The 11,729-nt window shown below is 70.8% G+C and carries 15 protein-coding genes; 6 read left to right on the top strand and 9 right to left on the bottom strand.

The window, feature by feature from the left end; all coding sequences use genetic code 11:
• The 4 genes from ACSYGO_RS02200 to ACSYGO_RS02215 are packed head-to-tail and all read right to left on the bottom strand — an operon-like array spanning window position 1 to window position 3,574.
• Window positions 1-1,167, bottom strand: a complete 1,167-nt coding sequence (locus tag ACSYGO_RS02200; RefSeq protein WP_460385597.1) for a lysylphosphatidylglycerol synthase transmembrane domain-containing protein — start codon at window positions 1,165-1,167, stop codon at window positions 1-3.
• Window positions 1,164-1,772, bottom strand: coding sequence for a hypothetical protein (locus tag ACSYGO_RS02205; protein ID WP_432173597.1), 609 nt, complete (start codon window positions 1,770-1,772; stop codon window positions 1,164-1,166). Before ACSYGO_RS02205 ends, ACSYGO_RS02200 begins: the two co-directional genes overlap by 4 nt.
• Window positions 1,769-2,662: a phosphatase PAP2 family protein gene (locus tag ACSYGO_RS02210; protein ID WP_460385600.1), complete on the bottom strand. Its 894-nt coding sequence runs from the start codon at window positions 2,660-2,662 to the stop codon at window positions 1,769-1,771. The genes ACSYGO_RS02205 and ACSYGO_RS02210 overlap by 4 nt, the downstream gene beginning before the upstream one ends.
• Before the next feature lie 9 nt (window positions 2,663-2,671).
• A complete protein-coding gene (locus ACSYGO_RS02215) occupies window positions 2,672-3,574 on the bottom strand; it encodes a patatin-like phospholipase family protein (RefSeq protein WP_460385601.1) in 903 nt (300 codons plus the stop codon).
• Window positions 3,575-3,851: 277 nt separating this feature from the next.
• Here ACSYGO_RS02215 and ACSYGO_RS02220 point away from each other — a divergent pair, with 277 nt between their 5' ends.
• The 3 genes from ACSYGO_RS02220 to ACSYGO_RS02230 all read left to right on the top strand — a co-directional run bounded on the left by ACSYGO_RS02220 (window position 3,852) and on the right by ACSYGO_RS02230 (window position 7,016).
• Window positions 3,852-4,580, top strand: a complete 729-nt coding sequence (locus ACSYGO_RS02220; protein WP_460385602.1) for an SDR family oxidoreductase — start codon at window positions 3,852-3,854, stop codon at window positions 4,578-4,580.
• Window positions 4,581-4,637: 57 nt separating this feature from the next.
• Complete coding sequence (locus tag ACSYGO_RS02225) at window positions 4,638-5,303, top strand: nitroreductase (protein WP_460385603.1); 666 nt, start codon at window positions 4,638-4,640, stop codon at window positions 5,301-5,303.
• Window positions 5,304-5,549: 246 nt separating this feature from the next.
• On the top strand, window positions 5,550-7,016 hold the full coding sequence (locus ACSYGO_RS02230) for an MFS transporter (RefSeq protein WP_460385605.1): 1,467 nt from the start codon (window positions 5,550-5,552) through the stop codon (window positions 7,014-7,016).
• 66 nt (window positions 7,017-7,082) lie between these two features.
• Here ACSYGO_RS02230 and ACSYGO_RS02235 read toward each other — a convergent pair whose 3' ends face one another.
• Window positions 7,083-7,388, bottom strand: a complete 306-nt coding sequence (locus ACSYGO_RS02235) for a hypothetical protein (RefSeq protein ID WP_460385606.1) — start codon at window positions 7,386-7,388, stop codon at window positions 7,083-7,085.
• A gap of 130 nt (window positions 7,389-7,518) precedes the next feature.
• Here ACSYGO_RS02235 and ACSYGO_RS02240 point away from each other — a divergent pair, with 130 nt between their 5' ends.
• Entirely contained in the window at window positions 7,519-7,875 is a 357-nt protein-coding gene (locus ACSYGO_RS02240; protein ID WP_460385607.1) for a PRC-barrel domain-containing protein, read from the top strand.
• Between the two features lie 26 nt (window positions 7,876-7,901).
• A complete protein-coding gene (locus tag ACSYGO_RS02245) occupies window positions 7,902-8,075 on the top strand; it encodes a hypothetical protein (protein WP_345651132.1) in 174 nt (57 codons plus the stop codon).
• A 51-nt stretch (window positions 8,076-8,126) separates the two neighbouring features.
• Here the strand turns inward: ACSYGO_RS02245 and ACSYGO_RS02250 are convergent, their stop codons facing one another.
• The 3 genes from ACSYGO_RS02250 to ACSYGO_RS02260 form a co-directional block, all read right to left on the bottom strand.
• Window positions 8,127-9,164 carry an alcohol dehydrogenase catalytic domain-containing protein gene (locus tag ACSYGO_RS02250; RefSeq protein WP_435225208.1) on the bottom strand — a complete coding sequence of 346 codons (1,038 nt, stop codon included), beginning with the start codon at window positions 9,162-9,164 and terminating at the stop codon, window positions 8,127-8,129.
• 65 nt (window positions 9,165-9,229) lie between these two features.
• Window positions 9,230-9,643, bottom strand: coding sequence for a (R)-mandelonitrile lyase (locus tag ACSYGO_RS02255; protein ID WP_460385609.1), 414 nt, complete (start codon window positions 9,641-9,643; stop codon window positions 9,230-9,232).
• A 175-nt stretch (window positions 9,644-9,818) separates the two neighbouring features.
• On the bottom strand, window positions 9,819-10,100 hold the full coding sequence (locus ACSYGO_RS02260; protein WP_460389662.1) for a carboxymuconolactone decarboxylase family protein: 282 nt from the start codon (window positions 10,098-10,100) through the stop codon (window positions 9,819-9,821).
• 249 nt (window positions 10,101-10,349) lie between these two features.
• Between ACSYGO_RS02260 and ACSYGO_RS02265 the strand changes: the two genes are divergently transcribed.
• Window positions 10,350-11,216, top strand: coding sequence for a helix-turn-helix transcriptional regulator (locus tag ACSYGO_RS02265; protein WP_435225212.1), 867 nt, complete (start codon window positions 10,350-10,352; stop codon window positions 11,214-11,216).
• A 53-nt stretch (window positions 11,217-11,269) separates the two neighbouring features.
• Here the strand turns inward: ACSYGO_RS02265 and ACSYGO_RS02270 are convergent, their stop codons facing one another.
• The gene (locus tag ACSYGO_RS02270; RefSeq protein WP_460385610.1) at window positions 11,270-11,701 is read right to left on the bottom strand and encodes a DUF6086 family protein; all 432 of its coding nucleotides are present in this window, start codon (window positions 11,699-11,701) and stop codon (window positions 11,270-11,272) included.
• Window positions 11,702-11,729 lie beyond the last annotated feature (28 nt).

Here is an 11,729-nt window from a genome sequence, read left to right on the forward strand (position 1 = left end):
CTATCTCCTCCAGCCGGCCAGGCTCGCTGCCGGGCTCGTGGACGGGGCCGTCGGCACGGCGCAGGCGCCGTCGCACGGCCCCTGGCCGCGGGCCGTCCGTCGGCGCTGCCGCAGCAGAAGCACCCATCCCGCGACGGCGACCAGCCCGGGAGTGATCGTCCGGTAGAGGAGATCGGCGGCCGTGGCGGTACTGCTGGCCACCCCGCCGTGGTGCAGAGCGAGGACCAGGGCCGCGTCGAGGGCACCGATCCCTGCGGGCAGCAGCGGCATGGCCGACGCGGCGGCGACCCCGGCGGTGTACGCCAGCAGGACCGTCCCCAACGCGGGGCGCGCGCCCACCGCGTGACACACGGCGAGCAGACACAGGCAGTCGGCGGTCCAGTTGAGCAGGGCGAAACCGAAACCCCGCAGCCAGAATCGGGCCGGCGGGTGCATCGCGGCCAGTTCGTCGAGCAGACGGTCGGCCGTCGCCTTGCCCGCCGAGCCGCGCCGCAGTCTTCGCCACAGCCGGAGAAGGGCGTTGGCGGGTCGGCGCAGCACCGCCGCGTGGTGGATCAGAATCAGTGCGGCGCTCGTGAGCGCGCAGATGACCCCGATGTGGACGGCGACCCGGGCGAGTTGCGAGCCGTCCCCCGCGAGGGTCTTGCCCGCCCCGGCGAGCACGACGAGTGCGATCGTGCTCAGAACGCCGGTGGCCGCATGAGTGAAGCCGATCTGCGGCACGCTGGCGCCCCAGGAGCGCATGCGGCGCGTCCGGTAGGTGATCGACACCAGGCTTCCGCCGGGCAGGGTGGCGCCGAGGGCGTTCCCGCCGAACACCGTGGCGACGGCGGAGCCGAGCTCGACGCGCAGACCGCCGGTTCCCAGTGCCAGTCGTTGCAGGCGGGCGAACGCCATCATGGAAGCCATCTCGGCGCCGAGGGCCAACAGGAGCCACATCGGCCGGACATGGGCCAACTGGCCCGCCGCACGGCGCGCGTAGGGCGCCACCAGCACCGATTCCGTACCGAGCACGATCACCATGACGCCCGCGGTCAGGACGGTCCGTCGGCGCAAGCGCACCGGAGGGATGAACTCGTCCGTCCGGCAGGCATGTCCGTCCAGGACGCCCGTTTCCCCGCCTGAATCCTGTTGGCCCTCCATCTCGGCCTGTCGCGAGTCGCTCATCGCTGCATCGGCCAGTCGGGTATCAGGCGGGCCGGACCTTCCAGGTGCACACGGCATCGCGTGTGCTCCGGGAGGAGCAGCCCCCACAGGCCGGCCGAGAACCGTACGTCGACGTCGACGTCCGCGACTCGTCCGGCTCCCTTCCCCGTGATGGAGAGGAACGTGCCACCGATGTTCAGCCGGACCAGGGTGGCGGCGTCGGTGATGCCGTTGAGGGTGAGGATGGCGATCGGTGCGGGTCGGGTACCGGTCGCGTCGGAGCGGTCGTTGCGGAAGAGCCGCAATTCCCCTCTGGATCCGGCGAGTTGGTGCCCCAGGTCCGGGCGGCGCCACCAGGACGGCCGCGCGCGGCCGGGCCCGTCGGCGTCGGCCGTCCGAAAGCGCAGGAGCCCTCCGGTCGGCCCTCCGGAGTCATGACCGATGAGGAAGGCCTCCACCAGTTGCAGGGGCAGATGCGTGGGGCCCTGGCCGCGGCGCTGACTGCGCAGCCAACTGCCGGGCACCCGGTTGCCGTTGCCGGGTCGCATGCCGGGCGGCCGCGACCCGATGCTCGGGGTGTCCCCGTCGTCCGGCGGTGGCGACTGGGGTGGAACGAAATGGGTCATGGTGAGTCACCTGGGGGACGCTTCGCGTGGGGACTTGGGCGGTGTGCTCTGGAAAGGGCGTCGGTGTCGCGCGGGACACTCGCGGCCGGGCGGGCCTGGGAAGCCCGGCCGACGGCGTGTCCGGAGAAGGGGCGGATGCGGCCTGCGAGCGCACCGAAGAGGACGATGAGGAGGGCTCCCGCGACGGCGTCCGCGAGGTAGTGGTTGCCCGTCGCGACGACGACCAGCGTCGTGAGGAAGGGGTAGGCGAGGCCGAACTGCCTCAGAGTCCTGCGGCGGGCGTGCCGGAAGAGGAGCCAGCCCGACCACACGGCCCAGCCGACATGGAGGGACGGCATGGCCGCGTATTGGTTGACGAGGCCGCCCAGCCCGTCCGGCGCGCTGGTCTGCCCGCTCCACCACCCCCACTGCTCGACGTCGGCCACGGTGTCGTGGATCCCCGCCTGGGGAAGCAGCCGGGGCGGTGTGGCCGGGAAGCGCCAGAATCCGACGAGCGCGCTCAAGGTGACCGCGGCGAGCCAGGTGCGGGCGCTGCGGTAGTGCCCGGGATGCCTGCGGTAGAGCCAGATCAGAACGGCGGGCGTGACGATGTAGTGCAGGGTGGCGTAGAAGTACGCGGCGAGCACGGCAAGGACGGGAAGGTGGTGCAGTACCTCGTTGAGTGACTGCTCCGGCGCCAGATGCACGGCGTCTTCCCAGCGCTGGATGCTCCGGCCGTTGCGGTCCGCGGTGGCGGTCCAGCTCCGCTGCAGCCCCCGCGTGATCTCGTAGACCGCGTACAGCAGTCCCAGGAGCAGCAACTCCGCCCACCACCGGGGCAGCGCACGCCCGTCCGGTGTTCGTGAGGGGTTCGGGGCCACCGAGGGCGCGGGGGAGGCCAGTTCGACCATCAGGGGTCCTCACACCGCGGCCGCGGGCCGCCGGGTGAGCCAGCCCTCGGTCAGCCGGCAGCCGGCCTCGACCAGCCGCGGGGTGTCGCGGAAGTCGATGACGCTCCCCACGCGGGTGGTGGCCGCGGGCAGCCGAAGAACCGACCCGCTGACGGCGGCGAGGTCCCGCCGCTCCCGCTCGACCAGGATCTGCTCCAGCGCCCGGAAGGCGGCGCACAGCGCCCCGGGCCCACGGCCACCGGCCTGTCGCGTCACCGCCGCCGGCAGTACGTAGATGGTGGTCGCGCCGAGCGCTTCGGCCTGCAGCACGGGCAGGTCCGCCGACACGCCGCCGTCGATGAGCCGGCGCTCCCCCACGCGCACCGGCGGGTACAGGCCCGGGAAGGCGGCCGAGGCGAGCAGCGCCGGAACGGCGTCGCCCCGGGACAGCACGACCGGGGCGCCGGTCTCGAAGTCCGTCGCCACGACGTGCACCGGCACGGCGGCCTCCTCGAGCCGGCGGACGCCGATGACGGCCAGCAACATCTGCCGCAGAGACGTACTGGAGACCGCCGCCTCTCCCCGGCCCGCCACGGCCCTCACAAGGGTCCGAAGCGATATCGGTGCGACATGCCGTCGCCGGAGGCCCAGCCACAGCGCTTCCAGCCGGTCGATGCCCTCGACGCTCGGATCGGTGGCGAAGGCGACGCCGTTGAGTGCGCCGGCCGAGGAGCCGACCACGAGATCGGGCCTGATCCCCGCCCGCGTGAGCGCCCGCAACATACCGATCTGCGCTGCGCACAGGCTGCCTCCGCCCTGGAGCACGAACGCCACGGTGCCGGACGGCACCGGGCCGGGCACGGCCGGCGCCTCGGCGTCCCGTGGAACCCGGTACGCGGTCATCGCCGACCCCCCGGTCTGTCCCGGACCCATGTCGCCTCCTCCCTTTCCGAGAACGCTCATTCGTTTTTGCGCTGCCCATCCTGCGACATCGATCATCGAACGTCAAGACGAACATTCGTTTTGCTTAAATCGGCACCCACCCCGCCGCGCAGCACAGTCGGAGCGTGAACGCCGCCGCAACAGCCCCACCTGAAGCAAGGCGTCGGAGACGGCGCACCCCTCACCGATCAGGACGCCGCTTCTTGCCGCGCCCACACGTCACCCCATATGCCATATTGCAGGCATATCCTCCGACGAAAGGTGTGTCATGAAGGTCGCGGTCATCGGCGGTACGGGGCTCATCGGGTCGCAGGTCGTCAAGGATCTGAACGCCGCCGGACACGAGGCGGTACCGCACTCGAAGTCCACCGGAATCGACGTCCTCACCGGCCAGGGGCTGGACGAGGCGGTCGCCGGAGCCGACGTCGTCGTCAACCTGACGAACTCCCCGACGTTCGACGAAGCCTCCCCGGCCTTCTTCCAGACCTCGATGGACAACCTCCTGGCCGCGGCCCGCAAGGCCGGCGTCGGCCACTTCGTCATCCTCTCGATCGTCGGCGTGGACCAGGTGCCGGCGCTGGACTACTACCGGGCCAAGACGCTCCAGGAGCAGATCCTCGCGGCCGGACCGGTCCCCTACTCGATCGTCCGCGCGACCCAGTTCATGGAGTTCATGGACGCCGTCCTGTCCTGGACCTCCGACGACGACACCGTCCGGCTGCCCGCCACACCCATCCAGCCCATCGCCGCCAAGGATGTGGCCGAGGCGGTGGCGGAGGTCGCCGCAGGCGCCCCGCTGAACGGCATCCGCAACATCGGTGGCCCCGAGATCTTCCACCTCGACGAACTGGGCCGGATCACCCTGTCCCACAAGGGCGACAAGCGCACCGTCGTCACCGACCCCACCGCCGGCATGTTCGCTGCCGTCGAGGGCGACGTCCTCACCGACAAGGACGCCCACATTGCCCCCACCCGCTACACCGACTGGCTTTCCTGAACGGCCGGCTCCCACACAGGCCCGCGGACACGGCGAGCGGACGGGAGGCAGACGGCCTTGGACGTCTATGAGGCGGTCACGAGCCGACGGGCGGTACGCGGATTCACCGACCGGCATGTCCCGAGGGACGTGCTGGAGCGCGTGCTGTCCGCCGCGGCCTGGGCGCCGTCCGGATCGAACCTCCAGCCCTGGCACGCATACGTGCTGACCGGCGAGCCGCTGGCCGAGCTGAAGCGGCGTGCGAGCGAGCGCGTGGCCGCGGGCGACCCATGGGACGAGCGGGAGTACGAGATGTACCCGGCCGCGCTGAAGTCCCCCTACCGCGAGCGGCGATCCGCCTTCGGCCATGAGCGCTACAGCGCACTCGGAATCGCGCACGAGGACTGGGAGGCGCGTCAGCGGGCCGCTTCCGCGAACTGGGAGTGCTTCGGCGCGCCCGCCGCTCTGTTCTGCTACATCGACCGTGACCTGGGGCGGCCCCAGTGGTCCGACGTCGGCATGTATCTGCAGACCGTCATGCTGCTGCTCCGCGCCGAGGGGCTGCACAGCTGCCCGCAGATGGCGTGGTCGGTGTACCGCAAGACCGTCGCGGAGGTCCTGTCACCCCCCGACGACCTCATGCTCTTCTGCGGCATGTCCATCGGGTACGAGGACGGCACGGTGGGCTCCACCCGTACCGGCCGGGCACCGCTCGACGAGACCGTCACGTTCGTCGAGCCGTAGCCCGGCCACGGTACCGAAGGGGAGCGGCCGTGGTCCGGCTGTTCATCGCCGTCGCCGGTCCGCAGGCGGTGCTGTCCCCTTGTCCGGACGGCCGGCAGAACGTCGTCCGGACAACCGGCGGAACGTCGAGACAGGGCGGAGCCCGCCGCGACAGCGGTCGACGGGCGGCGCCCGCCGAGAGCACCTCCGACACCGAGGTGACGGAAGAGCCGTAGGTCGTCGACTCGCTGTCATGCTCGCCCTAGCATGCTGACCTGGTCAGATGCCCGCGGACAGGACGGAGTCGGCGACGTGCCCTTCGCGGCATCGGTCAGCAGCGGCGAGCCCGGACCCCCTGGACCCGACGCCACGGCCGCACAGCGCTCCACGGCACCGCTGCTGGCGGTGTGCGCCGGGTACTTCATGGTCATCCTGGACGTCACCATCATCAATGTGGCGGTGCCCGTGGTGGGCCGGGAACTGTCGGCCTCGCTCACCGGCATCCAGTGGATCACGGACGGGTACACCCTGGTCTTCGCCGGGTTCCTGATGACCGGCGGCGCGCTCGGCGACCGGCTGGGCAACCGGCGCGTCTTCTGTGCGGGCGTGGTGGTCTTCACGCTGGCCTCGGCCGCGTGCGCCTTCGCGCCGGGCACCGCCTTCCTCGTCGTGGCGCGTCTCGTGGAGGGCCTCGGCGCGGCACTGATCGTCCCCGGCTCCCTCGCCCTGCTCCAGCAGTCCTACCCGGCACCGGCGACACGCTCGCGCGCCTTCGGGCTGTGGGGATCGATGGCAGGTGTCGCAGCCTCCGCCGGACCACTGCTGGGCGGTCTGCTGGTGTCCACCGTGGGCTGGCGGTGGGTCTTCCTCATCAACCTGCCCGTCGGCGTGATCTGCCTGATCCTGACGCTGCGTCACGTCGCGCCGTCCCCCCGGCGCGCCGACCGGGCCCTGGACTGGCCGGCCCAGTGTGCCGTGGTGGCTGCGGTGGCCCTGCTGACCACCGCACTGAACGAGGCCGGGCGGCGCGGCTGGTCGGATCCCGCCGTCCTCACCGCGCTCGGACTGTCCGTGGCAGCCGGGGCCACGTTCGTGGCGCGCGAGTGGCTCGCACGACGCCCCGCCCTTCCCCTGCGCCTGCTGCGCTCACGCACCATGAGCGGTGCCGCCGCCATCGGTCTGCTGTTCAACTTCGGCTTCTACGGCATGGTGTTCACCGCCAGCCTGTACTTCCAGCACCAGCGCGGCTTCAGCGCACTGGAAACCGGACTGGCGCTGTTCCCGGCGGTGGCGATGACCATGTTCGCCTCCGTCCTGTCCGGCCACCTGTCCCGCCGTACCGGCGATCGCCCGCTGGTGATCACCGGCATGCTCCTGGGCGCCCTGGGCCTGGCCGGCTGGGCCGCGGCCGGGGTCGATCCCGCCTACGCGCTGCTGGTGGCCCCGATGATGGCCGCCGGGTTCGGCACGTCCTTCGCACTCACCGGATCCACCGCCACCGTGATGGGGTCGGCGCCCGCCGCGTACGCGGGAGCCGCCTCCGGGCTGTTCAACACCACCCGCCAGATCGGCAGCGCCACCGGCGTGGCACTCGGAGGCAGCCTGCTGGCCACCAGCAGCGACTACGGGACCGGACTGCGCGTCAGCATGAGCATCGGAGCCCTCGCCTACCTGACGGCCGCCGCTCTCGCCTGGCGGTGCGTGCCGGCCAAGGGGGACGCGGGCGGCGAGTGACCGCCGGCCGTCTCGCGCTGTCCCGGCCGCGCCCGAGCCGAACGGCCGGGCTGCTCCGGGCTCCGGCTACCGGGCCAGGGGCCCCGCGTCCGGTGTCTCCCGATGCGCCGGCGACGACCTGCTGACCATCGCGCCACCGAGCAACTGCCCGTAGAAATGGTTGAGATCAGCCACGGCCGACACGAGCGCGGCCGCCGGACCCACCCGGGACGTGTCGTGCACGCTGCAGTCGCGCGGCGGATCGATCAGGCCGAACAGAGCCTCGTACGTCCGCGCTTGAGGCTCCTCGATGCGGGGCCCGGCCGGAAACCCGGTGTGCCGCGGCCCGGCACGTTCGATGACCCTGCGGGTGATGTACGCCTCCGCCGACATGCCGACACCAACGCCGCTCGATCCGGCGCCCCGGTGAGTTGTTGGCGGCATTTGATCGTTTTTGAGCAACCATAGCCACGGAGCGCTTCAGAAAAGCGTTCAGGGGTACTCCAGTCTGCGGAGGTTCACGATGTTCGAGGCAGCCGACATCCGCGAGTGGCGCGGTCATGACGTGAGGGATCCCGACGGTCACAAGATCGGGGTCCTGGAATCGGTGTACGTCGACACCGCGACGGACAAGCCGTTCTTCGCCACGGTGACCGTCGGCCTGCCCACACGCCGCCGGCTGGTGTTCGTGCCGCTCCCCGGCGCGACCGTCGGTCCGGGCTATCTGACAGTCATCTACGCCAAGGACCTGGTCAGGAAAGCCCCCGCGATCGACACCGACGGCGAGTTGCCCGCACCCGACGAGCCGAAGGTCTTCGCGCACTACGAACTCGACTACGCATCGGGCACCGGCGGCGAACGCCGTCTCGCCCGCCGCTGAGCCGCCGGAACCCGCCAGGAGAGCTGATGAGCTGGTTTCTTTTCCTGATTCTCGTGGCCCTCGTCCTCGGCATCATCGGATTCGCCGTGCACGGCCTCTTCTACCTGCTGATCATCGGCGCCGTCGTCCTGCTCGCCGACCTCGTCTACGCCGCCCTGCGCATCCGGCGCGGCGGACGAAAGCACCGCATCGCCCGCTGAGGGGCGGACAGGCCGCTGCGTCCCTGTCCACCCCTCGGACCTGACGGCGCCTCAGAACGTGATCATGACCTTCAGTGCCTCGCGCTGGTCCATCGCCCGGTAGCCCTCCGGCGTCTGCTCCAGGGAGACGGCGCGGTCGAAGACCCGGCCTGGATCGACGGTGCCGTCCAGGACGGCCGGCAGCAGTGCGTCCATGTAGGCGCGCACGGGTGCCGGGCCACCGTTCAGGGTGACGTTCGGGCCGAAGAGGCTGCCGAACCCGACGGGGGCGTCCTCGTACTGCGGGACTCCGACCCGGCTGATCACACCACCGGGGCGCACCACGCCGACGGCCATTTCGTAGGCCGGCATGTGCCCCACCGCCTCCAGCACGGCACGTGTGCCGTGCCCGCCGGTGAGGTCGCGGACCTTGGCGATGCCTTCCTCTCCGCGTTCGGCGATCACGTCGGTGGCGCCGAACGCGCGGCCCAGATCGGTACGGGCCTGGTGGCGGCCCATCAGGATGATCCGCTCCGCGCCCCGCTGCCTGGCGGAGAGGACCGCGAGCAGACCGACCGCGCCGTCACCGATGACGGTGACCGAGTCACCCGGCTCGACGCGGGCCTGGTGGGCGGCGTGGTAGCCGGTTCCGTAGACGTCGGCCAGCGTCAGCAGCGACGGCAGCAGCGACGCGTCGACGCCCGCGGGCAGCTTCACCAGCGTGCCCTGCGCCTGCGGCACACGAATGGCCTCGGCCTGGGCGCCGCCGACACCGCCCACGCCGTAGAAGCCGCCCTTCGGGCAGGAGGTGTGCAGGCCCTCACGGCAGTACACGCAGGTGTTGTCCGCGAAGGCGAACGGGGAGAGCACCAGATCGCCGCGGCTGAGGCCGGACACCTCCGAGCCGAGTTCCTCGACGACGCCGAGGAACTCGTGGCCCATCGGCGCGGGCCCGTCGGCGGCCGACAGGGAGTGGTACGGGTGCAGGTCGCTGCCGCACACGCAGGAGCGGACGATGCGCACCACCGCGTCGGTGGGGTGCTCGACGACCGGGTCCGGCGCGTCCTCGACGCGGACGTCGCCGGCCTTGTGCATGAACGTTGCCCTCATGGGGACGTCTCGCTTTCGTGGTGGGGATGGTGATCAAGAAGTGGGCCCGCCGGACCACCCGGGGTTCAGTGGCTGCGGGTGCGCGGCCTGCTGTACTGCTCGCCGGTGACCATCTCCAGCCATGTGGTCTCAGGCCGGTCGTCGCCCGGTCCCTCCCACATGGCCAGGTGCTGCATGAAGCGGTCCGGTGTCGCGCCGTGCCAGTGCTCCTCACCGGGCGGGCAGGTCACCGTCTCGCCGGGGTGCGCTTCGAACACGGTTCCGTCGCGCGTGCCGATCAGGGCGACGCCCTCGACGACGTGCAGGGTCTGCCCCACGGCGTGGTGGTGCCACGCCGTGCGCGCTCCCGGGGAGAACCGCACCATGTTGGCGCGCAGCCTCGACGGCTCCTGACCGGCGTGGATCACGTCGAACCACACGTCTCCGGTGAACCACTCCCCCGGAGCCTTCGTGGTCGGCTTGGGCTTGACGAACTCCATCGGTTTCCTTGTCCTTCTTGGTACTTGGTACTTGGTACTTGGTGCCTGGCATGGGGCGCTCGCGTGCGATCGCGGGCGGCTGCCGCGTGGTGCCGGGCGCGGTCGGGCGGCTCCGAAGTGGTGCCGGGCGCGGTCACGGGCGCCTCACGCACCTGCCGGGGCGGCGCAGCAGGAGTCAGGCGGTCGGCCCGTCCGAGCTGCCGGTGATGTCCTTCAGCCGGCCGAGCGCGCTCATGGCGCTGGGCCATCCGGCGTAGAACGCGAGGTGGGTCAGCGCCTCGGCGAGTTCCTCGCGGCTCAGACCGTTGTCCAGCGCCAGCTTCAGGTGGAAGCCGATCTGCTCGGTGCGATACAGCGCCGCCAGGGTCGTCACCGTGATGAGGCTGCGGTCCCGGGGCGACAGCTCCGGCCGCTCCCACACGTCGCCGAACAGGACGTCGTCGGTGAGCTCCACCATTTTCGGCGCGAGGCCGCCGAGGGCCTTCTGCGCTGCCGATTCATTGTCCGGCACAACCCACTTCCCTTCCTTTTCTCTCGGCTCCGGTGATCGATCCGCATTTGATGCGAAGGAATCTCGGCGCCGCGATCTTCAGGCTCGCACCACCGCATGGGTGCCGCAAAGAGGAGAGTTCCTTCCTGGGCAGGAAACATCCTGGGAAGAAACTCTCCCCCTCAGAGGCGGCACGAGCGGTGACACACTGGAGGTATGAGCTCCGACGCACGCCTCACCGAGCTGGGCGACTTCCTGAAGACCCGGCGCGCCGAGCTCAGCCCTCGCGCCGTCGGACTGCCCGACGGCGCCGGGACGCGCCGAGTGCCGGGCCTGCGCCGGGAGGAGGTGGCACAGCTCGCATCGATCTCCACCGACTACTACACCCGCCTGGAACAGGGCCGTCTCTCCGCGCCCGGCGGCGTCCTGGACGCTCTGGCCCAGGCCCTGCGCCTCGACGACGACCAGCGGGACTACCTCTTCGGACTGGCCGGAAGAGCGAGCGCCCGTCCTCGGCGCAGGGCTCGCCAGAAGGTCCAGCCGCAACTGCGGCGCCTCCTGGACGACCTCAGTGCGACGCCTGCCATCGTCATGGGCCGCCGTATGGACGTCATCGCGTGGAATTCGCTGGCCGCGGCACTCGTCACGGACTTCGGAAGGATCCCGGAAAAGCACCGGAATTACCTGCGGCTGCTTTTCGTGGACCCGGCGATGCGGTCGCTCTACGCGGACTGGGAGACCGTGGCCCGTACCTGCGTCGCCCAATTGCGCATGGAGGCCGTGAAATACCCGGACGATCCCCGGCTGACCGCACTCGTCGGTGAACTGTCCGTACGGGATCCTGACTTCCGCACGTGGTGGGCCGCCCACCACGTCGCCACCCTCGGCGTCGGCACGAAGATCCTCCACCACCCGGTCGCCGGGGAACTCGCGCTGGACTGGGACACGTTGACGGCCAGCACCGACCCCGACCAGCAACTGATCATCTGGACCGCCGAAGTCGGCACGCCCACGCACGACGGGCTGCGCATCCTCGCCTCGTGGGCCGCCGACCAGCATCTGTCGACGACGCCGGTCGATTAGAGAACGCGACCAGGCCCAGGACACCGAGCGGGCCCCATCGCGCCTGCCGGTGATCAGTACGCCATGAATCGGCTCAGCTCGCGCGACCGGTCCTGAAGAGCGGCGGCCCACACCTCGTCGGAGACCGGCGTGGACGGTGACGGGACTTGGACGTCGGTCCGGCCGTTGCCCATGGCCAGGTCGACGCTCTTCCAGTCGATCTCGAGATGTGCGCGCTCGGCGAGGACCACCACTGTGGCGACGAACCCTTCGGACAGTGCGATCATGACGCCGTGGCTGGTCCTGCGATGCTGCGCCAGCAGGGCGGCGGCGAACATCCGGAAGGCGACGGGGTCGATCAAGGACTCGTCGGCTTCCATCGGGCCGATGCCGGACGGCAGTTCCAGTTCGGCTTCGAATACGGCCACCTGCCGCAGGAACAGCCGGGCCGCACCGTTGGAAGGGTTCCACAGCGTCCGGCCGTCGAGTTCGAAGTACTGACTCACTGCGCGTCTCCCCCGCTCATTCAGGGAA

This window comes from Streptomyces krungchingensis, from assembly GCF_054729265.1.

Excerpts from the sequence above, each read along its gene's own strand:
- ACSYGO_RS02230 (WP_460385605.1), top strand. The coding sequence starts at position 5,550 with ATGCTGACCTGGTCAGATGCCCGCGGACAGGACGGAGTCGGCGACGTG.
- ACSYGO_RS02205 (WP_432173597.1), bottom strand. The coding sequence starts at position 1,772 with ATGACCCATTTCGTTCCACCCCAGTCGCCACCGCCGGACGACGGGGAC.
- ACSYGO_RS02240 (WP_460385607.1), top strand. The coding sequence starts at position 7,519 with ATGTTCGAGGCAGCCGACATCCGCGAGTGGCGCGGTCATGACGTGAGG.
- ACSYGO_RS02215 (WP_460385601.1), bottom strand. The coding sequence starts at position 3,574 with ATGGGTCCGGGACAGACCGGGGGGTCGGCGATGACCGCGTACCGGGTT.
- ACSYGO_RS02210 (WP_460385600.1), bottom strand. The coding sequence starts at position 2,662 with ATGGTCGAACTGGCCTCCCCCGCGCCCTCGGTGGCCCCGAACCCCTCA.
- ACSYGO_RS02235 (WP_460385606.1), bottom strand. The coding sequence starts at position 7,388 with ATGTCGGCGGAGGCGTACATCACCCGCAGGGTCATCGAACGTGCCGGG.
- ACSYGO_RS02200 (WP_460385597.1), bottom strand. The coding sequence starts at position 1,167 with ATGAGCGACTCGCGACAGGCCGAGATGGAGGGCCAACAGGATTCAGGC.
- ACSYGO_RS02260 (WP_460389662.1), bottom strand. The coding sequence starts at position 10,100 with ATGGTGGAGCTCACCGACGACGTCCTGTTCGGCGACGTGTGGGAGCGG.
- ACSYGO_RS02255 (WP_460385609.1), bottom strand. The coding sequence starts at position 9,643 with ATGGAGTTCGTCAAGCCCAAGCCGACCACGAAGGCTCCGGGGGAGTGG.
- ACSYGO_RS02245 (WP_345651132.1), top strand. The coding sequence starts at position 7,902 with ATGAGCTGGTTTCTTTTCCTGATTCTCGTGGCCCTCGTCCTCGGCATC.
- ACSYGO_RS02250 (WP_435225208.1), bottom strand. The coding sequence starts at position 9,164 with ATGAGGGCAACGTTCATGCACAAGGCCGGCGACGTCCGCGTCGAGGAC.
- ACSYGO_RS02265 (WP_435225212.1), top strand. The coding sequence starts at position 10,350 with ATGAGCTCCGACGCACGCCTCACCGAGCTGGGCGACTTCCTGAAGACC.
- ACSYGO_RS02220 (WP_460385602.1), top strand. The coding sequence starts at position 3,852 with ATGAAGGTCGCGGTCATCGGCGGTACGGGGCTCATCGGGTCGCAGGTC.